The sequence below is a fragment of the Janthinobacterium aestuarii genome, from assembly GCF_046113285.1.
In the GTDB taxonomy this organism is placed as follows: domain Bacteria; phylum Pseudomonadota; class Gammaproteobacteria; order Burkholderiales; family Burkholderiaceae_D; genus Janthinobacterium.
This window is the reverse complement of record NZ_CP142524.1, coordinates 4,654,263-4,678,233: the sequence shown is the minus strand read 5'-3', so window position 1 is coordinate 4,678,233 and position 23,971 is coordinate 4,654,263. Positions and strand designations below refer to the sequence as shown.

At 64.1% G+C, this 23,971-nt stretch carries 17 protein-coding genes and 1 tRNA gene; all 18 read left to right on the top strand.

Annotated features, from left to right (window positions below; translation table 11 throughout):
• Positions 1-7: 7 nt before the first annotated feature.
• The 18 genes from ggt (at position 8) to epsL (ending at position 23,965) form a co-directional block, all read left to right on the top strand.
• A complete protein-coding gene (gene ggt, locus OX462_RS20930; protein ID WP_409026968.1) occupies positions 8-1,783 on the top strand; it encodes a gamma-glutamyltransferase in 1,776 nt (591 codons plus the stop codon).
• A gap of 41 nt (positions 1,784-1,824) precedes the next feature.
• Positions 1,825-2,994: a patatin-like phospholipase family protein gene (locus tag OX462_RS20925; RefSeq protein ID WP_070224601.1), complete on the top strand. Its 1,170-nt coding sequence runs from the start codon at positions 1,825-1,827 to the stop codon at positions 2,992-2,994.
• Between the two features lie 119 nt (positions 2,995-3,113).
• On the top strand, positions 3,114-7,277 hold the full coding sequence (locus OX462_RS20920; RefSeq protein ID WP_409026967.1) for a hybrid sensor histidine kinase/response regulator: 4,164 nt from the start codon (positions 3,114-3,116) through the stop codon (positions 7,275-7,277).
• Between the two features lie 86 nt (positions 7,278-7,363).
• The gene (locus OX462_RS20915; RefSeq protein ID WP_070312085.1) at positions 7,364-8,071 is read left to right on the top strand and encodes a response regulator; all 708 of its coding nucleotides are present in this window, start codon (positions 7,364-7,366) and stop codon (positions 8,069-8,071) included.
• A 231-nt stretch (positions 8,072-8,302) separates the two neighbouring features.
• Positions 8,303-9,922 carry an AMP-binding protein gene (locus OX462_RS20910; protein ID WP_409026966.1) on the top strand — a complete coding sequence of 540 codons (1,620 nt, stop codon included), beginning with the start codon at positions 8,303-8,305 and terminating at the stop codon, positions 9,920-9,922.
• Entirely contained in the window at positions 9,919-12,294 is a 2,376-nt protein-coding gene (locus tag OX462_RS20905; RefSeq protein ID WP_409026965.1) for a bifunctional salicylyl-CoA 5-hydroxylase/oxidoreductase, read from the top strand. The genes OX462_RS20910 and OX462_RS20905 overlap by 4 nt, the downstream gene beginning before the upstream one ends.
• A 1-nt stretch (position 12,295) precedes the next feature.
• Entirely contained in the window at positions 12,296-13,096 is an 801-nt protein-coding gene (locus tag OX462_RS20900; RefSeq protein ID WP_070312088.1) for an SDR family NAD(P)-dependent oxidoreductase, read from the top strand.
• Between the two features lie 13 nt (positions 13,097-13,109).
• Entirely contained in the window at positions 13,110-13,622 is a 513-nt protein-coding gene (locus OX462_RS20895) for a MarR family winged helix-turn-helix transcriptional regulator (protein WP_409026964.1), read from the top strand.
• A 2-nt stretch (positions 13,623-13,624) separates the two neighbouring features.
• Positions 13,625-14,479 (top strand): enoyl-CoA hydratase family protein, encoded by an 855-nt coding sequence (locus OX462_RS20890; protein ID WP_070224594.1) that lies wholly within the window; start codon positions 13,625-13,627, stop codon positions 14,477-14,479.
• 4 nt (positions 14,480-14,483) lie between these two features.
• Positions 14,484-15,644: an acyl-CoA dehydrogenase family protein gene (locus OX462_RS20885; protein WP_070224593.1), complete on the top strand. Its 1,161-nt coding sequence runs from the start codon at positions 14,484-14,486 to the stop codon at positions 15,642-15,644.
• A 26-nt stretch (positions 15,645-15,670) separates the two neighbouring features.
• Positions 15,671-16,063, top strand: a complete 393-nt coding sequence (locus OX462_RS20880) for a RidA family protein (protein WP_070224642.1) — start codon at positions 15,671-15,673, stop codon at positions 16,061-16,063.
• A gap of 119 nt (positions 16,064-16,182) precedes the next feature.
• Positions 16,183-16,929 (top strand): PEP_CTERM-anchored TLD domain-containing protein, encoded by a 747-nt coding sequence (locus OX462_RS20875; RefSeq protein WP_256267281.1) that lies wholly within the window; start codon positions 16,183-16,185, stop codon positions 16,927-16,929.
• Between the two features lie 172 nt (positions 16,930-17,101).
• Positions 17,102-18,574, top strand: a complete 1,473-nt coding sequence (locus tag OX462_RS20870) for an MBOAT family O-acyltransferase (RefSeq protein ID WP_070312093.1) — start codon at positions 17,102-17,104, stop codon at positions 18,572-18,574.
• Positions 18,575-18,580: 6 nt separating this feature from the next.
• Positions 18,581-19,603, top strand: coding sequence for an SGNH/GDSL hydrolase family protein (locus OX462_RS20865; RefSeq protein WP_139143016.1), 1,023 nt, complete (start codon positions 18,581-18,583; stop codon positions 19,601-19,603).
• A gap of 96 nt (positions 19,604-19,699) precedes the next feature.
• Positions 19,700-19,774 (top strand) — tRNA-Arg (locus tag OX462_RS20860).
• A gap of 160 nt (positions 19,775-19,934) precedes the next feature.
• Positions 19,935-21,827, top strand: a complete 1,893-nt coding sequence (locus OX462_RS20855) for an ATP-binding cassette domain-containing protein (RefSeq protein WP_070224589.1) — start codon at positions 19,935-19,937, stop codon at positions 21,825-21,827.
• 151 nt (positions 21,828-21,978) lie between these two features.
• Complete coding sequence (locus OX462_RS20850; protein WP_240453558.1) at positions 21,979-22,668, top strand: CAAX prenyl protease-related protein; 690 nt, start codon at positions 21,979-21,981, stop codon at positions 22,666-22,668.
• 103 nt (positions 22,669-22,771) lie between these two features.
• Complete coding sequence (gene epsL, locus OX462_RS20845) at positions 22,772-23,965, top strand: XrtB/PEP-CTERM-associated polysaccharide biosynthesis outer membrane protein EpsL (protein WP_227742125.1); 1,194 nt, start codon at positions 22,772-22,774, stop codon at positions 23,963-23,965.
• The last annotated feature ends 6 nt before the right edge of the window (positions 23,966-23,971 follow it).

Sequence of the window (23,971 nt, the reverse complement as noted above, 5' to 3'; positions counted from 1 at the left end):
AGAATCCATGATCGCATTGAAGCCGCTGGCGCTGAGCCTGACCTTGCTGGGGGCGCTGGCCGCCAGTCCCGTATTTGCCGAAGTGCCGCAAAAGGCGCCGGAAATCGCCACCGCGTATGCGGAAAAAAGTGGCTGGGCGGCGCAGAAATTCATGGTCGCCGCCGCCAATCCGCTGGCCGCCGATGCCGGTTACCAGATGCTCAAAAAAGGCGGCAGCGCCATCGACGCGGCCATCGCCACGCAGCTGGTGCTCACCCTGGTCGAGCCGCAATCGTCGGGCATCGGCGGCGGCGCCTTCCTGCTGTACTCCACGGCCAAGGGCGTGCAGGCGTTCGACGGGCGCGAAACGGCGCCGGCCGCCGCCGATGAACACCTGTTCCAGAATGCGGACGGCAGCCCCGTCTCGCGTGCCACGGGCGTGGTGGGCGGGCGCTCCGTGGGCGCGCCGGGCGTGCTGCGCATGCTGGAGCTGGCACACAAGGAGCATGGCAAGCTGCCGTGGGCGACCCTGTTCGGTCCCGCCATCCGCCTCGCGCACGGCGGCTTTCCCGTCAGCCAGCGCCTCAACGGCCTGTTGACCTGGGACCAGGCCCTGAAGCGCGACCCTGTCGCCGCCGCGTATTTTTATGACGGCGAGGGCAAGGCCTGGCCCGTCGGCCACGTGCTGAAAAATCCGCAGCTGGCGCGCACCTTGCGCGAGATCGCCCGCGGCGGCGCCGACGCCTTTTACCAGGGCCGCATCGCGCGCGACATCGCCGCCAAGGTGGCGTCGCACCCGACCAATCCGGGCAAGCTGACTGCGCAGGATATCGCCGGCTACAAGGCCAAGGTGCGCGAGCCCGTCTGCAGCGATTACAAGGCCTGGACCGTGTGCGGCATGCCGCCGCCATCGTCGGGCGGCATCGCCATCGCGCAGATGCTGGGCATCCTGGAAGTGAAGGACATCCGCCCGTATGCGCCCGTCGACGGCGTGCCCGATGCGCAGGCGATCCACCTGTTTTCGGAAGCGGGGCGCCTGGCCTACGCGGACCGCAACCGCTACGTGGCCGACACGGACTTCGTGCCGCTGCCGGGCAATGGCGTCGCTTCGATGCTCGACAAAGCCTACCTGGCGCAGCGCGCCGCCCTGATCGGCGACAAATCCATGGGTAAAGCCTTGCCCGGCACGCCGCCCGGCATGCAGGTGGCGTGGGGCATGGACAATGCCCTGCAGCGTCCGTCGACGTCGCACCTGGTGGCCGTGGACGCTTTTGGGGGCGGCCTGTCGATGACCACCAGCGTGGAAGACGCGTTCGGCGCGCGCCAGATGGTCGACGGCTTCTTGCTGAATAACCAGCTGACGGATTTCTCGTTCGATTCGCGCGATGCCGACGGTCCGATTGCCAACCGGGTCGAGGCGGGCAAGCGTCCGCGCAGCGCCATGTCGCCCACCCTCGTGTTCGAGAAGGGCACGCACAAGCTGGTGCTGGCCACGGGTTCCCCGGGCGGTTCGTCCATCATCAATTATGTGGCCAAGGTCCTGGTCGGCACCATGGACTGGGGCTTGAACGTGCAGCAGGCCATCAGCCTGCCGAACTTCGGCAGCCGCAACGGTCCGACGGAGCTGGAAAAGGGCCGCGCGCCGGCCGCCCAGGTCGAGGCGCTGCAGGCGATGGGCCACGAGGTGCGCGTGATTGAGCAGAATTCCGGCTTGCAGGGCATCATGCGGCTGAACGCGCATGGCAAGGATTTCTGGTTTGGCGGCGCCGATCCGCGTCGTGAAGGCATGGTCAAGGGAGATTGAAACTTTTCCACAAAGTATCAAGACCCTGCTAATCTGCCGGCATGGGAATGCAAAATAAAACAGGCTTGATACTCACGGGAGGGGGCGCCCGTGCCGCCTATCAGGTGGGCGTGCTGCAGGCGATTTCGGCGATTCTGTGGGAAGCGGGCTGGGCGCCGGCGCGCAACCCGTTCGACATCATCTGCGGCACCTCGGCCGGCGCCATCAACGCCACGGCGCTGGCTTGCCGCGCCGATAACTTCGGCGAAGGCGTGCAAAAGCTGCTCGACGTGTGGCAGCACATCGAAGTCGAGCAGGTCTACCGTGCCGATTCGCTGGGCGTGATACGCTCGGGCGCGCGCTGGCTGTCCTTGCTGTCGTTCGGCTGGCTGCTGCGCCAGTGGCATGCGTCGCCGCCCAATTCCCTGCTCGACAATACCCCGCTGGTCAGCCTGCTGCACCGCATGCTCGACCTGCCGCGCCTGGACGCGGCCCTGGCCGACGGCTTGCTGCATGCGCTGGCCGTGACGGCGTCGTCGTATTCGGGCAGCCGCCACATGACGTTTTATCAGACGGCCGGGGATATCGCGCCCTGGGTGCGCACGCAGCGCCTGGCCTTGCCCGACCAGATCGGCGTGGAACACTTGCTCGCCTCGGCCGCCATCCCTTTTATCTTTCCCGCCGTGCCCCTGTACGTGGGCGGCCAGCGCGAATACTGCGGCGACGGCTCCATGCGCCAGCTGGCGCCGATCTCGCCGGCCATCCACCTGGGCGCGAACAAGGTGCTGGTGGTGGGCGCGGGACGCATGACGGAACCGGCACCGGCCGCGTCGGAAGCGGCGCGCTACCCGAGCCTGGCGCAGATCGCCGGCCACGCGCTGTCGTCGATCTTCCTCGACGGCCTGGCTGTCGACATCGAGCGTCTGAACCGCATCAACCTGACCTTGTCGATGCTGCCGCCCGAGCTGCTGGGCAAGACGGCCTTGCGGCCGGTGGAATTGCTGGTCATCGCGCCGTCCGAGCGGCTCGACGCCATCGCCAGCCGGCATATCGGCAGTTTGCCGCGTCCCATCCGCACCATGTTGTCGGGCATCGGCGCGGCCGAAGCGCGCGGCGCGGCGCTGGCATCGTATTTATTGTTCGAATCGACGTATACTAACGAGCTGATCCGTCTTGGACAGCGCGATACGCAGGCCCGCAAGGACGATGTACTGGCGTTTTTTGGTTCTTGAGACGGCCCCCGGAACAGTTGCCGGAGTTTCGCGTTTTTTTTGACAGGACGATTGTGCTGGTATTTCGACGTGTTTGCGATGTTGCCTCACTGTTAATTTTACTGCTGGGCGGCTGGGCCATGGCGGCGCCTGCGCCCACCCTGCGTTTCGACCAGCTCAGCGTCGACCAGGGCCTGGCGCAGGAATCGGTGCTGGCCATCGCCCAGGACCGGCAGGGCTATATGTGGTTCGGCAGCCAGTCCGGCCTGAGCCGCTACGACGGCTACCGCATGGTCGTCTACAAGAATATCGAGGGCGACAAGACCAGCCTGGCCGACAACTGGGTCGGCGAGCTGCATGTCGATAGCCAGGGCCAGCTGTGGGTGGGCACCGACAATGGGCTGGACCGCTTCGACGCCGCCAGCCAGACCTTCATCCATTATGGTCCCGGCGAAAAGAGCAAGCGCGGCAACGGCAACCGGCATATCCACGCCATCCTCGACGATGGCGCGCGCGGCTTCTGGATCGCCACCTCGGACGGCTTGCAGCATTTCGACCCCGCCACCGGCGCCTTCCGCACCTGGCACCATGAAGAAGGCAACCCGCACAGCCTGGGCGACAATGAAATCAAGGCGCTGGCGCTGGACGCGCAACAGCGCCTGTGGATCGGCACGGTAACGGGCCTGGACATGCTGGCGCCGGGCAGCGAGCGCTTCGAGCATTTCGCCGTCGATGCGACGCCCGGCTCGAAGTACAACGTGATCCAGTCGCTGCTGGTCGACCGCCAGCAGAACCTGTGGATCGGCACCATGGCCGGCGCCGAGCGCTGGCGTCTGGGTGGCGCCGGCCAGCCGCCGCAGGCAAGAGTGCGCTTCGGCGAGAAACATGGCTTTTCCGCCATCCGCGTGGCCAGCCTGTACCAGGATGTCGACGCCACCGTCTGGCTGGGCAGCAATGCCGATGGCCTGTTCCGCTGGCTGCCCGACAGCGACACCTTCCTGCAGTACCGGCACCAGACGGGCGACAAGTTCAGCGTCGCCGACAACCAGCTGTCGTCGCTCTACCGCGACCGCGCCGGCACCTTCTGGGTCGGTTCCTGGTACAACGGCGTGAGCCGGGTCGACCTGGGCAGCGGCGGCTTTGCGCGCATGGCGCGCGCGCCCGGCGACGTGGGCGCGCTGGCGGACAAGAAAGTGCGCGCCGTGGCCGACGCGGGCAATGGCAAGCTGTGGCTGGCCACCAAGGGCGGCCTGAAACTGTACGACACGCGCGACGGCAGCTCGCGCCTGTTCGACCTGCGCAGCGCACCCGGCATGTCGCGCGACGAGCAGGTCACGACCCTGTACAAGGCGCCGGACGGCGTATTGTGGGTGGGCGGCTCGACGGGCTTGCACCGCTTCGATCCGGCACTGGGGCGTTTTTTTACCATGCGCTTTGCCGCCGGCGACCCGAACAGCGACACCATCCGCAATGTCGTGAGCGACCGCAGCGGCATGCTGTGGGTGTCGACGCGGGGCGGCGTGCACCGTTTCGACCCGGCCAGCAAGCGTTTTACCACTTACCGCCACGACCCGGCCGATCCGAACAGCCTGTCCGACAACATGGTGCGGCCCGTGCTGGAAGACGGCAAGGGGCGGTTGTGGATAGGCTCCTTTCACGGCCTGGACTTGCTGGACCGCGCCAGCGGCCGCTTCCGCCATTTCCGCCACGATCCGCAAAACCCGCAGAGCCTGAGCCACGATGAAGTGCATTTCCTGCACGAAGACAAGCGCGGCGTGCTGTGGGTGGGCACGGCCAATGGCTTGAACCGCATGGACGTCGACGCCAAGGGCGGGATCCGCTTCCGGCGCTTCCTGCGCAAGGATGGCATGGCCGATGACGCCGTCGCCAGCATCCTCGGCGACGACAACGAACAGCTTTGGCTGAGCACGAACAGCGGCATCACGCGGCTCGACATGCGCAGCGGCCTGTTTCGCAACTACGACAGCGCCGATGGCACGGTGGAAGGCTCGTACTTTGACGGTGCTGCCCTGCGCGCGTCGGACGGCACCATGTATTTCGGCGGCTTCAACGGCATGACGGCGTTCATGCCGCAGGATATCCACGACAACCGCGTGCCGCCGCTGGTGGCCGTCACGGAACTGCAGATCTTCAACAAGCCGGTGGCCATCGGCCGCGGCGAGTTCGCGCATGTGCTCAAGAAGGCCATCGACCATACGCGCGAGCTGGTGCTGACCAGCCGTGAAAGCGTTTTTTCGCTGGAATTCGCGGCCCTGCATTTCGCCGCGCCCCAGCGCAATATGTTCGCCTACCGGCTCGAAGGCTTCGACCAGGACTGGGTCATGACGGATGCGGGGCGGCGCTTTGCCACCTACACCAACCTCGACGCGGGCAACTATGTGTTTCGCGTCAAGGCGGCCAACAAGGACGGCGTGTGGAACGAGAGCGGCGCCACGCTGGCCATCACGATTTTGCCGCCGTTCTGGAAGACCTGGTGGTTCCGCACCCTGATGGCGCTGCTGCTGCTGGGCGCCGTGTATGGCGCGTACCGGCAGCGCGTGCGCGCGCTGCGGCGCCAGCAGAACGAGTTGGAAAAACTGGTCGGCGAACGCACGGCCGAGTTGCAGAGCAAGGAAATCGAGGTGCTGGCCCAGTCGGAAAAGCTGGCGCAAGTCAACAGCAGCCTGACGAAAAACGAGGAAAGCCTGCGCCAGGCCAAGCGCAAGGCCGAGGATGCGACGCGCCAGAAGTCGGAATTTTTGGCCAATATGAGCCACGAGATGCGCACCCCGCTGGCCGGCGTGATCGGCATGCTGGGCTTTGCCCTGCGCGACGAGCAGCTGTACGACGCCACGCGCGAGCAGATCCTGCGCGGCCAGGCCAATGCCCAATCGCTGCTGGTGATCATCAATGATTTGCTCGATTTTTCCAAGATCGAGGCGGGCAAGCTGAGTATCGAAAACATCGATTTCGCGCTCGGCGCGGCCATCGAGACGGTCGTGACCCTGTTCGAGGAGCAGGCGGCCGCGCGCAGCATCGGTTTCTCCATCGATTTCGCGCCGGACCTGCCGCCCTTCGTGGTGGGCGATCCGACCCGCTTGCGCCAGGTGCTGGTCAACCTGGTCGGCAATGCCTTCAAGTTCACCCAGCGCGGCGGCGTCAGCGTGTGCGTCGAGCGGGCCGGCGTGGCCAGCGGCAGCGGCGGACGCCGTGTCAACCTGATCCGCTTTAGCGTCAGCGACAGCGGCATCGGCATCGATGCGGACGCGATGGCGCGCCTGTTCCAGAAGTTCGAGCAGGCCGATGCCAGCACCACGCGGCGCTACGGCGGCACGGGGCTGGGTCTGGCGATCTGCCGCCAGCTGGTCGAACTGATGGACGGCGAGATCGAGGTGGCCAGCACGCCGGGGCAGGGCAGCACGTTTGCCTTCACCTTGCCGCTGGCCGACGGCGTGGCGCCACCGCTGGTGCCGCAGGTGGCGCTGGCGCCGCACAGCCACCAGCTGCGCGTGCTGTGCGCGGAAGACTTCCCCACCAACCAGATCATCATCCGCGTCATGCTCGAAGAACTGGGGCACCGGGTCGACGTGGTCGCCAACGGCGTGCTGGCGGTGGCGGCCTGCGTGCATACGCGCTATGACCTGATCCTGATGGACGGGCGCATGCCGGAGATGGACGGCGCCACGGCGACGCGCTTGATCCGCGTGGGCGGCTGGCCGGACCAGCCCGTGCGCGACCAGGAACTGATGATCGTGGCCCTGACGGCGAACGCCAGCGAAGAAGACCGCAGCCGCTACTTGGGCGTCGGCATGGATGATTTCCTCAGCAAACCGGTGGACGAGGCGGCGCTGCATGGCTTGCTGGCGCGCGCCATCGAGCGCCAGCTGCAGCGCGGTTTCATGTTGCCGCGCATGCCATCGAACGCGCCGCGCGCTAGCGCGCGGGGGCAGGCGGAACTCGACGCCCTGTTCGGCGTCGCGCCGGCCATCCCGGCGGCGGCGTCCGCCCAATCCATCCGCAGTGGCGAACTGCAGCGGCGCATCCGCGTCGCCTTCGTCGCCGACCTGGAAGGGCGCCTGCGCGAACTCGACGATGCCCTGGCGGCGCAGGACCAGGACAACGCCGGGCGCCTGTTGCACGGATTGAAGGGCAGCGCCGCCTATCTCGACGAAACGCAGCTGCACATGCTGTGCACGGAAATGGAGGAGGCGGCCGATGGCGGGCGCTGGACGCAGGTGGCCCTGCATTTGCCGCAATTGCGCGCACTGTTGACGCAAATAGCCGTTTCGGGCAAGGAAATGTAAAATAGGCAATTCCTGCCGTGGAGCGCGCGGCGAAACTGGGTAGAATGCGGCCAGGCACTCTGACGCTGCCGCCAATGGAGAAAGCAATGAAAGTACTGGTGGTTGACGACGATGTCGTGTCGCGCATGGTATTGATGCATCTGATCGACAGCTGCGGCGTGCACGATATCGTGGAAGCCGAAGATGGCGCGGCGGCGTGGGAGCAGCTCGAAGGCGGCTTGCGCCCCGCGCTGTGCTTTTGCGACTTGCGCATGCCGCGCCTGTCAGGCATGGAGCTGCTGCAGAAAATCCGCTCCGACAGCGCGCTCGACGCCATGCCGCTGGTGCTGGTCTCGTCGGCCAATGACCACGACACGGTGCGCGACGCCGTGCAGGCCGGCGCCGCCGGCTACATCGTCAAGCCCTTTCAGCCGGAGCAGGTGCGCCAGCATATCGACGCCTGCTTCGACGTCTGCGCCTTGCCGGCCGAAGCGCCGCGCGACACCTTGCAGCGGCTGGGCATCGACGGCGAACGCCTGCTGGCCTACTTGACGGGCTTCCAGGGGCAGATAGTCGCCGCCAGCGAACAGGTCGACGCCTTGCTGGCCCGCGGCGAACCGGCCCAGGCGCGCCAGCAGCTCGAACGGCTGCACCTCGGTTGCCGCACCCTGGGCTTGCATGGTGCGGAAGCCGGCATGAGCGCCTTGCTGCAGTCGGCCGTGCTCGATGGCGAGCAGATACAGGCGGCCCTGGCCGCGCTGGCGCGCAGCGCGGCGCAGCAGGCGCGTTTGCTGCGCCAGGACGGCGCCGACTGATACACCATAACAAAACCTACTGCGCGTCGTGATTTGCGGCTTCCGATGCTCACTGTGCATCCGCACAGCTCCGCTTCTCGGGTCAACGGGGGCGCCGAGCCTCCCATCCGCTCGCTACGGTTTTGTTAGGTGTGTTGAAATTGCCGTTTTCTGCTTGCTGGAAAAATACTTTAGGTTTAAAGTATCTGCTTCCGGGCCTTGTGCACGCGCCCGTCACCAGCCAGGATGAGCATGAGCAGCGACCCTTCGCCTACCACCGCATCTCCCCAGGACGACTTTGCGCGCGCGCACCTGCCGCCGCGCGCACTCTGGCCGCAGCTGTGCCTTGATTTGCCCGAGCTGCAGTATCCGCCGCGCCTCAATTGCGTCGCCGCGCTGCTCGATGCGGCCGTGGCCAAAGGCGGCGGCGAGCGCACCGCCATCCTTGCCGACGGCCAGCGCTGGAGCTACGCCGATCTGGCGCGGCAAGTCGACCGCATCGCCCACGTGCTGCGCGCCGACCTGGGCCTGATCCCCGGCAACCGCGTGCTGCTGCGCGGCGCGAATACCCCGATGATGGCCGCCTGCCTGCTGGCCGTGCTGAAGGCCGGCTGCATCGCCGTGCCCACCATGCCGCTGCTGCGCGCGCGCGAACTGTCCACCATCCTGACCAAAGCGCAAGTCAATGCCGTGCTGTGCGCGCAGGGCTTGCGCGCGGAGCTCGACGGCTTGCCCGGCCTGTCGGCCATGCTGTGCTTTGGCGCCGCCGATGCGGAACTGGAACGGCGCATGGCGGCCCACGATGCGCCATTTCCCGCGCACGACACGGCGGCCGACGACGTCTGCCTGATCAGCTTTACTTCGGGCACGACGGGCGTCCCCAAGGGCACCATGCACATGCACCGCGACCTGCTGGCCATCTGCGACTGCTTTCCCCGTTCCATGCTGCAGGTGCGCGCCGACGATATCTTCATCGGCACGCCGCCGCTGGCTTTTACTTTTGGCCTCGGCGGCCTGCTGCTGTTTCCCCTGCGTTTTGGCGTGGCCACCGTGCTGCTGGAAAAACTCACGCCCGACGGCCTGCTGCGCGCCATCGCTGCCTATCAGGCCACGATCTGCTTCACGGCGCCGACTTTTTACCGCCAGATGGCGCCCCTGGCGGCCGGCCACGATTTGAGCAGCCTGCGCTTGTGCGTGTCGGCAGGCGAGGCGCTGCCGCTGGCCACGCGCGACGCCTGGCAGGCGGTGACGGGACTGGCCATGACGGACGGCATCGGCGCCACTGAAATGCTGCACATCTTCATTTCCGCCACGGGCGAGGGCATCCGCCGCGGCGCCATCGGCAAGGCCATTCCCGGCTACCAGGCATGCATCGTTGACGATGCGGGCGTGCCGCAGCCGCCCGGCGTGACGGGCCGCCTGGCCGTGAAAGGCCCCACCGGCTGCCGCTACCTGTCCGATCCGCGCCAGCGCGAGTACGTGCAGAACGGCTGGAACCTGACGGGCGACACCTTCGAGATGGATGCCGACGGCTATTTCTATTACCGCTCGCGCAGCGACGACATGATCGTCTCGGCCGGCTACAACATCGCCGGCCCGGAAGTGGAAGAGGCGCTGCTGCGCCACCCTGCCGTGGCCGAATGCGGCGTGGTCGGGCGCGCCGATGCCGAACGCGGCCAGATCGTCGAGGCGCACGTGGTGCTGAAAGATGGTTTCCAGCCCGGCGACGTGCTGGCGGCCGAACTGCAGGACTTCGTGCGCCAGCAGATCGCCCCGTATAAATACCCGCGCGCCATCCGTTTCCTGCCTGCCTTGCCGCGCACGGAAACGGGCAAGCTGCAGCGCTTCAAACTTCGCACGGACACCCCATGAATATCGTCTGCATCGGCGGCGGCCCCGCCGGCCTGTATTTCAGCCTGCTCATGAAAAAGCAGAACCCGGATCACCGCATCACGGTCATCGAGCGCAACCGCCCGTACGACACGTTTGGCTGGGGCGTGGTGTTTTCCGACCAGACCCTGGGCAACCTGGCCAATGCGGACGAGCCGACGGCGCGCGCCATCCTGCAGGCGTTCAACCACTGGGACGATATCGAGATCCACTTCAAGGGCCAGACCGTGCGCTCCGGCGGCCATGGCTTTTGCGGCATCGGCCGCAAGCGCCTGCTCAATATCCTGCAGGCGCGCTGCGAGGAACTCGGCGTGCAGCTGGTATTCGAGACGGAAGTGCTGGACGACCAGGCCATCGCGAAGCAGTACGGCGCCGACCTGGTGCTCGCCAGCGACGGCTTGAACAGCCGCATCCGCACGCGCTATGCGGCCAGCTACCAGCCCGAGATCGACCAGCGCCATTGCCGCTTCGTCTGGCTGGGCACGCGCAAGAAATTCGAGGCCTTCACGTTTGCCTTCCGCCAGACGCCGCACGGCTGGTTCCAGGCGCATATCTACCAGTATGACGGCGAGACCTCGACCTTCATCGTCGAAACGCCCGAACACGTGTGGCGCGCGGCGGGACTGGACGCCATGAGCCAGGAAGAGGGCATCGCCTTTTGCGAAGCGTTGTTCGCCGAGGAACTCGATGGCCACGGTTTGCTGAGCAATTCGCCGCACTTGCGCGGCTCGGCACAGTGGATCACCTTTCCCCGCATCGTCTGCCGGCAATGGGTGCACCGCCAGGACGGCGTGCCCGTCGTGCTGATGGGCGACGCGGCCCACACGGCGCATTATTCGATAGGCTCCGGCACCAAGCTGGCGCTGGAAGACGCGATCGAGCTGGCGCGCTGCTTCGGCCAGCATGGGGATACGGATGCCGCGCTGGCCGCCTACCAGCAGCTGCGCGCCATCGAGGTGCTGAAGATCCAGAGCGCGGCGCGCAATTCCATGGAGTGGTTTGAAAACGTCGAGCGCTACAGCGCCATGGAGGCGCCGCAGTTTGCCTATTCCATGCTCACGCGCAGCCAGCGCATCTCGCATGAAAACCTGCGCCTGCGCGATCCCGCCTACGTGGCCGGCTATGAACTGTGGCTGGCGCGGCGCGCCGGCGAACAGGCCGGAGTGGCATTGCCGCAAGCGGCTCTGCCACCCATGCTCACGCCGTTCCGGCTGCGCGGCGTGCTGCTGAAAAACCGCATCGCCGTCTCGCCGATGGCGCAGTACAGCGCCGTCGATGGCGTGGCGGGCGACTACCATCTGATGCACCTGGGCGCGCGCGCCATGGGCGGCGCCGGTCTCGTGTTTGCCGAGATGACGTGCGTGTCGGCCGATGCGCGCATCACGCCCGCCTGCCCCGGCATGTACAGCGAAGCGCATACGCAGGCGTGGCGGCGCATCGTCGATTTCGTGCATGCGAACAGCGATGCGAAGATCGCCCTGCAGCTGGGCCACGCGGGCGCGAAAGGCTCGACGCGGCCCATGTGGGACGGCATCGACCAGCCGCTCAGGGAGGGCAACTGGCCGTTGATCTCGGCCTCGGAGCAGCAGTACCTGGCCGGCGTGTCGCAGGTGGCGCGCGCGGCAACGGAAAGCGACCTGGCGCGCATCGAGCAGGACTTCGTGCGCGCCACCCTGGCCGCCGCCGTCGCCGGTTTCGACTGGCTGGAGTTGCATTGCGCGCACGGCTATCTGCTGTCGAGTTTTATCTCGCCGCTGACCAACCGCCGCACGGACGAATTTGGCGGCAGCCTGGAAAACCGCTGCCGTTATCCCTTGCGCGTGTTCCGCGCCATGCGCGCGGCGTGGCCGCAGGATAAACCGATGAGCGTGCGCATCTCGGCCCACGACTGGGTCGAAGGCGGCATCACGCCCGACGATGCGGTCGTCATCGCGCGCCTGTTCAAGCAGGCGGGCGCGGACCTGATCGACTGTTCCTCGGGCCAGGTCAGCAAGCTCGAACGGCCCGTGTACGGGCGCATGTTCCAGGCGCCGTTCGCCGACCGCGTGCGCAACGAGGCGGGCATTGCCAGCATGGCCGTCGGCTCGATTTTCGAAGCCGACCACGCCAACAGCATCATCGCCGCCGGGCGCGCCGATCTGTGCGCCGTGGGCCGTCCGCACCTGGCCAACCCGGCCTGGACCCTGACGGAAATGGCGCGCATCGGCTACAGCGGCGCAGGCGCAGTCTGGCCGAAACAGTACCGGCCGGGCCAGCAGCAGCTGGAACGCAATCTGCAGCGCGAGCGCCAGCTGGCGGCCGCCAACACGGTTCTCACCCCGCAACAGGTGGCCGCGCGGCTGCTGGAGGGATGACATGAACAAGGAAGCATCGATGGACGCATTATCAGGAAAACATGCGCTGGTGACGGGCGCCGGCAGCGGCATCGGCCTGGCCTGCGCACACGCCTTGCTGGACGCGGGCGCCAGGGTCACCCTGGCCGGGCGCGATGGCGCGCGGCTGGCGCGCGCGCGCATGCAGCTGGAAGAGGCGGGCCATTCGGGCCGGGTGGCCATCTGCGTGCTCGACGTGAGCGTGGAAGCGTCCGTGCAGGCGGGCTTCGCGCAGGCCGCCGCGCATTTCGGCCGCATCGATATCCTGGTCAATAACGCGGGCCAGGCGCATGCTGCGCCATTCGGCAAGACGGACGCCGCCATCTGGCAGCAGATGCTGGCCGTGAACCTGACGGGCGTGTTCCACTGCTGCCAGGCGGCCATGCCGGCCATGCTGGACGCGGGCTGGGGGCGCATCGTCAACGTGGCGTCGACGGCGGGCCTGAAAGGCTATCGTTACGTCAGCGCCTATGTCGCCGCCAAGCATGGCGTGATCGGCCTGACGCGCGCGCTGGCGCTGGAAGCGGCGCCGCGCGGCGTCACCGTCAACGCCGTCTGCCCCGGCTACACGGAAACGGACATGGTGGCGCAAGCCGTGCAGAACATCGTGCGCAAGACGGGGCGCGGCGAAGACGCTGCGCGCGCGGAACTGGCGGCAGCCAATCCGCAGCAGCGGCTGGTGCAGCCGCGCGAAGTGGCCGATGCGGTGGCCTGGCTTTGCCTGCCCGCGTCGTCCGCCATGAATGGACAATCGATCGCCGTCGCCGGCGGCGAAGTCATGTAACAGAATGAAGATCATGGACAAAGAAAACGAAAATGTGCAGGACGAACCCGTGCTGGATCTGGCCAGCCGGCTGACGCAGGACCACCACCAGTCGCTCAAGCTGTGGCTGCGCATGCTCTCGTGCACAGTGAAAATCGAAAACGAAGTGCGCACGCGCCTGCGCGCCACCTTCGGCATCACCTTGCCCCGCTTCGACCTGATGGCGCAGCTCGAACGCTTTCCCGAAGGTTTACGCATGGGCGAACTGTCCAGGCGCATGATGGTCACAGGCGGCAATATCACGGGCATCACCGACCAGCTGGAGCAGGAAAAACTCGTGGTGCGCGTGGTCGACCCGAAAGACCGCCGCTCGTACAGCGTCAAGCTGACGCTGGCCGGCCGGCGCGCCTTCGACGAGATGGCGCGCGTGCATGAGGGCTGGATCGCCGAACTGCTGCACGGCGTGACGCCCGATGACAAAACCCGTTTGATCGACCTGCTGTCGCACATGAAGCAGCAGTTGAATAACACCCCTCTAAAGGACTGAGCATGCGCCATCTACCGGGCCAGCCGCAAGACCTGCCAGGCAACCGCGCCAGCCTGACCGGCTACGCCGCGCGGCATTTTCTGTTTTCCGTCGAAGGCGGCGTGGCCACCTTGACCCTGCACCGGCCCGAGCGCAAGAATCCGCTCACCTTCGATTCGTATGCGGAGCTGCGCGCGCTGTTCCGCGCGCTGGCGCATGCGGACGACGTCAAGGCCGTGGTCATCACGGGCAGCGGCGGCAATTTCTGCTCGGGCGGCGACGTGCACGACATCATCGGCCCGCTGACGCGGCTCGACATGCCCGGCCTGCTGGCGTTTACCCGCATGACGGGTGACGTGGTGAAAGCTATGCGCGCCTGCCCGCAACCCATCATCGCCGCCATCGACGGCATATGCGCGGGCGCCGGCGCCATGCTGGCGCTGGCTTCCGATATCCGCATCGGTACGGCGCGCAGCAAGACGGCCTTTTTGTTTACCCGCGTGGGCCTGGCCGGCTGCGACATGGGTGCCTGCGCCTTGCTGCCGCGCGTGATCGGCCAGGGCCGCGCCGCCGAACTGCTGTACACGGGGCGCTCCCTGGCCGGAGCCGAGGCCGAACGCTGGGGCTGGCTTAACCGCCTGGTCGAGCCGGAAGAACTGGCCGAGGCGGCGCAGCTGTTCGCCGCCGGCCTGGCCAGCGGCCCCACCTTCGCGCACGGCATGACGAAAAAAATGCTGCAGCAGGAGTGGAACATGGGCGTCGACGAGGCCATCGAGGCGGAAGCGCAGGCGCAAGCCATCTGCATGGCCACCAACGATTTTCATCGCGCCTATCACGCCTTCGTGGCGAAAGAAAAACCGCAGTTCGAGGGCGATTAAGAAGATGAACAAGACACGCGACACCACTTACCTGGACTGGCCGTTTTTCGAAGCGCGCCATGCGGAACTTGAGCGTGACCTCGATGCGTGGGCGACGCAGCACCTGGACGACGAGCATGGCGGCGACGTCGATGCGGCTTGCCGCGCGCGGGTGGCGCAACTGGGGCAGGGCGGCTGGCTGACCTACGCCACGGGCACCGATGGCCAGATCGACACGCGCGCCATTTGCCTGATGCGCGAAACCCTGGCGCGCCACGACGGCCTGGCCGATTTCGCCTTCGCCATGCAGGGACTCGGCTCCGGCGCCATCGGCCTGTTCGGCAGCGCCGGGAACAAGGCGCGCTATCTGCCGGACGTGGCCAGCGGCAAGCGTATCGCCGCCTTTGCCCTGTCCGAGCCGCAGGCCGGCTCCGACGTGGCGGCCATGGCGTGCGCGGCGCGCCGCGACGGCGACGACTATGTGCTCGACGGCGAAAAGACGTGGATCTCGAACGGCGGCATCGCCGACTTTTACGTGGTGTTCGCCCGCACGGGCGAGGCGCCAGGGGCGCGCGGCATCAGCGCCTTCATCGTCGACGCCGACAATCCGGGGCTGGAAATCGCCGAGCGCATCGCCGTCATCGCGCCGCATCCGCTGGCGCGCCTGCGCTTTGCCAATTGCCGCGTGCCCGTGTCGCAGCGCTTGGGCGAGGCGGGGCAGGGCTTCAAGGTGGCGATGGCCACGCTCGACGTGTTCCGCACGTCGGTGGCCGCCGCCGCGCTGGGCTTTGCGCGGCGCGCGTTCGACGAGGCGCTGCGCCACGCGACAAAGCGCCAGATGTTCGGCCAGACCCTGGCGGACTTCCAGTTGACGCAGGCGAAACTGGCGCAGATGGCCACCGGCATCGACGCGGCCGCGCTGCTGACCTACCGCGCCGCCTGGCAGCGCGACCAGGGCCGCAAGGTGACGAAGGAGGCCGCGATGGCCAAGCTGACGGCCACGGAAACGGCGCAGCAGGTGATCGACGCGGCCGTGCAGCTGTTTGGCGGCATGGGCGTCGTCAGCGGGCACCCGGTCGAGCGCCTGTACCGCGAAATCCGCGCGCTGCGCATCTACGAGGGCGCCAGCGAAGTGCAGCAATTGATCATCGCGCGCGAACTGCTGCGCGAGGCGGGGAACGCATGAACGGCAAGAACAACGAGGAGAACACGATGCAAGTGCTGCAACCAGCGGGATGGGCAAGACCGCGCGGCTATGCGAACGGTATTGCCGCCAGCGGACGCACGGTGTACGTCAGCGGCATGATAGGCTGGGATGCGCAGGGCCAGTTTCATACGGACGATTTTGCGGGACAGGTGCGCCAGGCCTTGCAGAATATCGTCGCCGTGCTGGCCGAGGCGGGCGCCTTGCCCGAGCACATCGTGCGCATGACCTGGTATGTACTGGACAAGAAGGAATATGTGGCGGCATATCCACACATTGGCGTTGCCTACAGGGAAATCATCGGCAAGCATTTTCCAGCCATGACGGCCGTGCAGGTGGCGGGACTCATCGAGGACAGAGCGAAGGTCGAGATCGAAGTGACGGCCGTGTTGCCTGAATGAATTGTTTTTGTCAAAATTATATTTTTTGCGCTAAAATAAGAAATATAAAAACAATATCTGCTATGTTATATTTGGCAACCGGAAAATACGCCGGCTTCAAATACTGACAGTCGAGGCAGATGATGCACAATAATTTTAAGGCGGTAAGAAGTGTGGTGCTGGCCGTGGCCGGTATGGGTGTTTGCCTGGGCGCGCAGGCCGGAACCGGCACGTCGCTACTCTCTCCCGGCTATCAAACGCAACTGGAAAGCTGGCTTGGCGAAGGCCGCCTGGCGCTGACGAATATCTACAGCAAGGCGGCGGGCGACACCTCGCTGGATTTTCACAAGGCCTCCGATGGCAAGGGGCGCACGTTTTCCGTCATGGAAGCGACCAATGCCTCGGGGCAAACCTGGCTCGTCGGTGGCTATAACCCGCAAAGCTGGAGTTCGACCGACGGCATGCATGTGACCATGGAAGATAGCCAGCGCACAGGCTTCCTGTTTAATCTGACAGCGGGTTTCATGCTGCCGCAATTGAAGCAGTATTTCAGCGGCGATGGCATCGGCAAGGATCAGACCTACAATCAGGAAAATTATGGTCCCACCTTTGGTGTCGGCCATGATCTGTATGTACCGCAGGACTTGACGCACGGCGGCTATTCTTCCCTTTACACCTACAATTACCGTGGACACCCGGCGAGCGGGATCAGCCTGATCGATGGTTCCAGTTTTACGGTACCGAACATTACGTACGGCGCGATACAGGTGTTTACCATCAGTGCGGTGCCGGAGCCTACCACTTATGGCGTGCTGCTGGCGGGGCTGATCTTGCTCGCTGGCATGCATTTGCGTCAGCAGCGGACAAGCTTGCGCGCCCGCAGCTGAATGCTGCAGTCGCGCCGATATCGGATACGCTTGCGCGTGCCGCAGGAGCGGTGCGCCATGTCGCCTGCCGCGCCCTCGTTGCCGGAAAAATGATTGATGGCCATTAGCTCATCGGCAGTCGCCGAGGCTTGATGTTGTCGTATGAGCAACCACCCACGCTTGGGATTTTGTAGTGTTATTTAATACCTTTTCATTTTTCCTCATTTTCCTTCCGCTGGCACTGCTGGGCTACTTTGTCCTGTCACGCTATTCGCTGCGCCTGTCCATCATCTTTCTATTGCTGGCATCGGTTGCATTCTATTGTTACTGGGATATCGCCTTCCTGCCCTTGCTGGCCTTGTCGATCTGCACCAACTTTGCCGTCGGGCGCGCCATTTCGCTGCACCATGGACAGGGCCGCCTGCGCCGGGCAAAGCTGTGGCTGATCGGCGGACTCGTCTTTAATCTGTCCCTGCTCGTCTTTTTCAAGTACTTTGACTTCCTGTTGAGCAATATTGCCGCGCTCACGGGGGCGCCCATAGAGCCCATCGGGATTACTTTGCCCATCGGTATTTCCTTCTTCACCTTCACGCAAATCGCCTATCTAGTCGATTGCCATGCCGGCAAGGTCAAGGACTATCAACCTGAAAGCTACGGCTTGTTCGTTACGTACTTCCCCCACCTGATTGCCGGCCCCATTCTGCATCACAAGGAGATGATGCCGCAGTTCTCGGAACCGGCCCGGCACGTTCCGCATCGCGGGCGGCTGGTGGTGGGCCTGAGTTTCTTTACCATCGGCCTGTTCAAGAAGGTCGTCCTGGCCGATGGCGTGGCCCGCTTCGTAGGGCCCGTCTTTGACCTGCATCATCAGCACCTGAGCATGCTCGAAGCCTGGGCCGGAGCCCTGGCCTATACTTTCCAGTTGTATTTCGATTTCTCGGCGTATTCCGACATGGCCTATGGCTTGTCTTATATGTTCGGCATCGTCTTGCCCATCAATTTCAACTCGCCATACAAGGCGGCGTCCATCATCGATTTCTGGCGCCGCTGGCATATCACCCTGTCCAATTTTCTGCGCGACTACCTGTACATTCCGCTGGGCGGCAATCGCAAGAGCGCGTTCTTGCGCTACCGCAATCTGTTGCTGACGATGCTGCTGGGTGGACTGTGGCACGGCGCCAATTGGACGTTCTTGCTGTGGGGCATGTTGCACGGTATTTATCTGATCATTAACCATGCCTTGCGGCACATGCTGGGCGGGCGTAGCAACTGGGCGCTGCGCCTGGGCGGCGCCTGCGCCACCTTCCTGGCCGTGGTTGTGGCCTGGGTCTTCTTCCGCGCCAATTCGGTGGGTGTGGCGCTGGAAGTGCTGCATGCGATGTGGGGTGGCACTCTGACGCCAGCCATGCGCGAGACCGTGTTGGGCATGAACCGCATCATGGAGCTTGGCAGTTGCCTGTGGTGGCTGGGCGCCTGCGCCGTTATCGCTTTCTTTTTGCCGAATGCCTATGACCTGCTGGGCCGTGGCTTGCGTCTGGAGCAGGAAAACCGTCTGGAAGGCGGGCGCGGCAACTTGTTGCTGGGTGCCTTGCTGTTGTTGTGCCTGTTCTTGCTGTCGATCAGCGAGACCCGTGGCGTATCCGAATTTCTGTATTTTAACTTTTAAATCATCATGCGTTCATCCATTACGATAGGAATCGGTGTGCTGCTGATGGCGCTGGTGCTCGAGGCTGTGTTGCAGTGCCTGCCGGTGTCGTCCGGCTTGCGCCTCGCGCAAAGCAGTGCAAGCATGCCGCTCAGCCGTTACTTGCCCCGGCAGGAGTATGTGTATTCGCATGGCTGGGCATTGTCGAACGCGCGCCGCGGTGTCACCAACGGGCAGGGTTTTGCCAATTCCGCCGAGTTCAAGCCGGATCCCGCCGTGCTGGTGCTGGGCGACAGCTTTGTCGAAAGCCTGATGCTCGACTACCCCGACACCCTGCAGGGGGAGCTGGACCGCATGCTGGGCGGGGCCGTGGTGTCGGCCGCCAGTTCGGGCAACGGCTTGGCCGATACGCTCGAGATGCTGCGCCATTATGCGCCGCGCCTGCATCCACGCAACGTGGTCGTTCTGATCGATTCGGGAAATCTGAACAACCTGCTGTTGCCCGCACCACGCAGCCACAACCAGTTCGTGGCCGGCCCTGATGGTGTGCGGACGGTCCATGTCGACTATGTCGAATCAAAGCTCAAGCGCTGGCTGGCGCACTCGGCCCTTGTGCGCTATACCTATTACAACCTGAAGCTGCCGGACTGGATATCGTCGCTGCGACGCGCAGCTCACGCGCCAGTGGCCGACGATACCGGGGCGGCGGCGCGCGACCAGATGCTGGCCTACTATTTCGCGCAGATCAAGGCGCTTCCCGGCGCCGCCGACAGGCAAATGGTCTTTGTGGTCGATGGGGAGCGCAACACCTTGTATGAGCCGAAGAAGGGCAAACCGTCGTGGCACGGCGATGACCGCCAAGTTTTCATGGCGCAGGCGAGGCAGCATGGCCACGTCGTGGTCGACATGCAGCCCGTGTTCGAGGAGCATTGGCGCGAGCATGCCGAGCGGCTCGATTTTCTGCCGATGGATGGCCACTGGAACAAGGTGGCGCATGGCTTGGCGGCGCAGCATGTCATGCCCTTGCTGTTGCCGGCCGGGCAGCCATAGCCGGGAGCCGCGCGCCACGCCAGCCGGATTTTCCGTTGCGTACCAGCGTCCGCTATGTCCACGGTGCGCGCCACCCTGTATAATGCCGCTGCGCGTGTCGCCATCGTACAATGGATAGTACAAGGTCCTCCTAAGACTTAAATGCAGGTTCGATTCCTGCTGGCGACACCACATTCCACGCAACGCGCGCCGGTGGCCTGAGTTCATGCTGGCTGCAATGTACTGGTGGTGCCGAGTTGTCGGTACAATGCGTGCTTCATTCATCCAATCGGCAGCTGTTTGGCGCACCACGCGGTGCGCGCGAGGCGGCGCCCGTACACCTTTACTCATTATGGCTGTCATTTCTCTTTCATCGGCGCAACTTGCGTTCGGTCACGTCGCGCTGCTCGATCACGCGGAATTTTCACTGGAAACCTCGGAACGGGTCGGCTTGATCGGCCGCAACGGCACAGGCAAATCCTCCTTATTGAAAGTCATTTCGGGCAAGTTCAAGCTCGATGATGGCCTGTTGGTGATGCAGCAAGGCATCAAGATCGCGTACGTGGAGCAGGAGCCGCAATTTGACCCGGACATGTCTGTCTTCGACGCCGTCGCTTCCGGCATGGGCGAATCGCAGGCATGGCTGAAGGAATACGATGCGCTGACGGGCCAGTTCGGCCAGGGAAATGACGACGAACTGATGGAACGCATGCACGACATCCAGGTCAAACTCGATGCGGCCGATGCGTGGAGCTTGCCGAACAAGGTGGAAACCGTGCTCGACCGCTTGAACCTGACGGGCGACATGCTGATGAAAACCCTGTCGGGCGGGATGCAGAAGCGCGTGGCGCTGGCGCGCGCGCTGGTGTCGGCACCGGACGTGCTGCTGCTCGATGAGCCGACCAACCATCTGGACTTCAGTTCCATCCTGTGGCTGGAAGGCTTGTTGCGCGACTTCAAAGGCAGCGTGCTGTTCATCACCCATGACCGCTCCTTCCTCGACAACGTTGCCACGCGCATCATCGAACTCGACCGCGGCCGTTTGCTGTCGTATCCGGGCAACTTCACGGCTTACCAGACGCGCAAGGCGGAGCAGCTGGAAATCGAGGAAGTGGAAAACGCCAAGTTCGACAAGTTCCTGGCGCAAGAAGAAGTGTGGATACGCAAGGGCGTCAAGGCGCGCCGCGTGCGCGACGAAGGCCGCGTGCGCCGCCTGGAAGCGCTGCGCCTGACGCGCAATGCGCGCCGCGAGCAGCAGGGCCAAGTGAAACTGGACGTGTCGGCCGGCGAACGCTCGGGCAAGATCGTGGCGGACCTGGAAAACGTTTCGAAGATCTACGGCGACAAGGTCATCGTCAAGGATTTCAGCGCCACCATCTTGCGCGGCGACAAGGTTGGCCTGATCGGCGCCAACGGCGCCGGCAAGACCACCTTGCTGAAAATGATTCTGGGTGAAGAGCAGTCGGACACGGGCACCATCCGCCTGGGCACCAAGCTGCAGGTCGCGTATTTCGACCAGATGCGCACGCAGCTGAACGAAGAGGCGAACCTGATGGAGACCATCGCGCCTGGCAGCGACTGGGTCGAGATCAATGGCCAGCGCCGTCACGTGATGACGTACCTGAACGACTTCCTGTTCGCGCCGGAACGTGCCCGTTCGCCCGTCAAGTCGCTGTCCGGTGGCGAGCGCAACCGTTTGCTGCTGGCGCGCCTGTTCGCCAAGCCGGCCAACGTGCTGGTGCTCGATGAGCCGACCAATGACTTGGATATCGATACCCTGGAATTGCTGGAAGAGTTGCTGGAAGAATACACCGGCACCGTCTTCCTCGTCAGCCATGACCGTACCTTCCTCGACAACGTGGTCACGCAGGTGATCGTCGCCGAAGGCGAGGGCAAGTGGCGCGAATTCGTCGGCGGCTACACGGACTGGGAGCGCGTGCGCACCTTGCCGATCGCCACGGCGCCTGCCAGCAAGCCGGCCGTGAAGGTCGAAGCTGCCGCACCCGTTGCCAAGCAGAAAAAGCTCAGCTACAAGGAGCAGCGCGAACTGGAAGAGTTGCCGAAACTGATCGCCAAGCTGGAAGACGAGCAATCGGTGCTGGCCGCCGAACTGTCGCATCCGGACTTCTACAAAAAGACGCCGGCCGAAGGCAAGCGCCTGAATGCGCGCGTGGCCGAGATCGAAGGCGAACTGCTGGAAGCGCTGGAAAAGTGGGAGCAGATCGAGGCGCGCAGCAATGCCTGATTAGTTTCTTGCATACCCTGTTGTAATTTAAGTTAGGATTACTTGCCACGGCAACGGTTCTGCTTGATATAATTATATAATTATATTTTTTACATCGGGGGATGCATGTTTGTTATCAAAAACACGCGCTCCGGACCACGGCGTCCGGCGCGTGGTTCCACCTCCGGTGCGCATCGGCATGTTTGACCGCGCCGCCTTGCCCCGGGTAGCGCCATTCCTGGCCTACCTCTCCTTTATCTTCATCGCCGACATGCTGGGCCGGGCCGGCTTTGCCGCGCAGGATTTGCGCTGGCTGTACGCCGTCAAGATCGGCGTCGTGCTGGGCATGTTGTTGTACTGGCGCCGCAGCTATACAGAACTGGTCTGGACAGGGCTGGGTGCGCGCGCTATTGCCGTCGCCATCTCCGCCGGACTTGTTGTTTTTTTGCTGTGGATTAATTTGAATGCGGGCTGGATGAGTATCGGCAGCGCCGACGGTTTCGATCCCCGCAATGACGGCAGCATCGAGTGGACGCTGGTGGTGCTGCGCATCGCCGGCGCGGCGCTCGTGGTGCCTGTGATGGAAGAGCTGTTCTGGCGCTCCTTCCTGCTGCGCTGGATCGATGCCCCGGACTTTCTGAAATTTAACCCGCGTCTGGCGAGTGCAAAGGCCTTTGTTGTCAGCGTGGTACTGTTTGGCTTCGAACACAATTTGTGGCTGGCCGGTATCGTTGCCGGTGCTGCTTATAGCTTGCTGTACATGCGCAGCCAGAACCTATGGTCGCCGATCCTCGCGCATGGCGTGACGAATGGCGTGCTGGGCCTCTGGATTGTTTCCGGTGGACACTGGACTTACTGGTAATATTGCCAACTAACTGTTTGCTCTTTCAAAGACAATGCCCATGTTGAATTCCCCGCCAAAAAGCCTCCGTAGCCACCCATGTCTGCCGCCTGGCATGCCGCTCATGTCTATCTTGCGTGCCGCTTGCGTGCTCGTGGTCGGAGGTGTGGCCAGCTCGTCGGCAATGGCCGCCTGGAGCGATACCATTTCCCCGTTCCTGGCGACCTCGTATTCCTATGACGACAATCTGTTGCGCCTCGACGACAATGTTCCCGGCTATAACGGTCCCCGTTCCGATACGTCGCGCCAGATACAGGCGGGTTTTCTCGTCAACCGGCCAATCGGGCGCCAGGTGCTGACGGGACAGGCCAAGTGGTCGCGCGTGTCGTTCCAGCATTTTGACCAGTTCAACTACAGCGGCAAGGATTTCCTGGCCGATCTTGAATGGCATCTAGGCAATCATCTCGATGGCCATGCGGGCGCCCTGTATTCGCAAACCCTGACGCCGTTCAGCGATTTCCAGAGCACTGAACGCAATTTGCGTACGCGTCAGCGAGAGTACGTCGATGGCGGCTGGCGTTTCCATCCGAGCTGGCGCGTGCGTGGCGCTTACAGCCGTGAGCGCTACTCGTATGACTTGCTGTCGCAGCGCGTGTCCAACCGTGAAGAAAAAGCGACGGAACTGGGGCTTGATTATTTGCCTGCAAGTAATAGTCGTGTCGGCGTGCAGTTGCGGCATATCAATGGCAGCTATCCGAATCGCGTCAACGGCGGCCAGTTCGGCGTCGACGATGGCTATACCCAGGATGAGATCAAGGCGAATATTTATTGGAATTACAGTGCGATTACCCAAGTGCAACTCTTGGGTGGATGGGTGCGCCGCAGCCATTCCTTTTATTCGGGGCGCAATTCGAGCGGCGCCAACGGGCGCATCGTGGTGAACTGGGCGCCGCTGGGCAAGGTGCGTTTCACCGGTTCCCTGTGGCATGAGTATGGAGTAGTGGAAAATGCGCTGATTTCGAGCAGCCTGAATAATGGCGCCAGTGTTGCCGCCGCCTGGGATATCACGTCCAAGGTTCGCATGGATGCGCAACTGCGCCGCGAGAAGCGCGACTTTTCGGCCGCCAGCGGCCTCGTATTGCCCGTCGATGTCAGCGACACCTCGCATACCGAATCTCTGGGACTAACCTATGCTCCGCAGCCGAATATCCAGCTGGGTCTGAACGCCTTCCGCGACACGCGCAAGGGCGCACCTATTATTAATACTGGCAGTTTCCGCGCCAAAGGCGTGTCGTTCAGCGCCAGTGTCCAGTTCTGAAGAGCA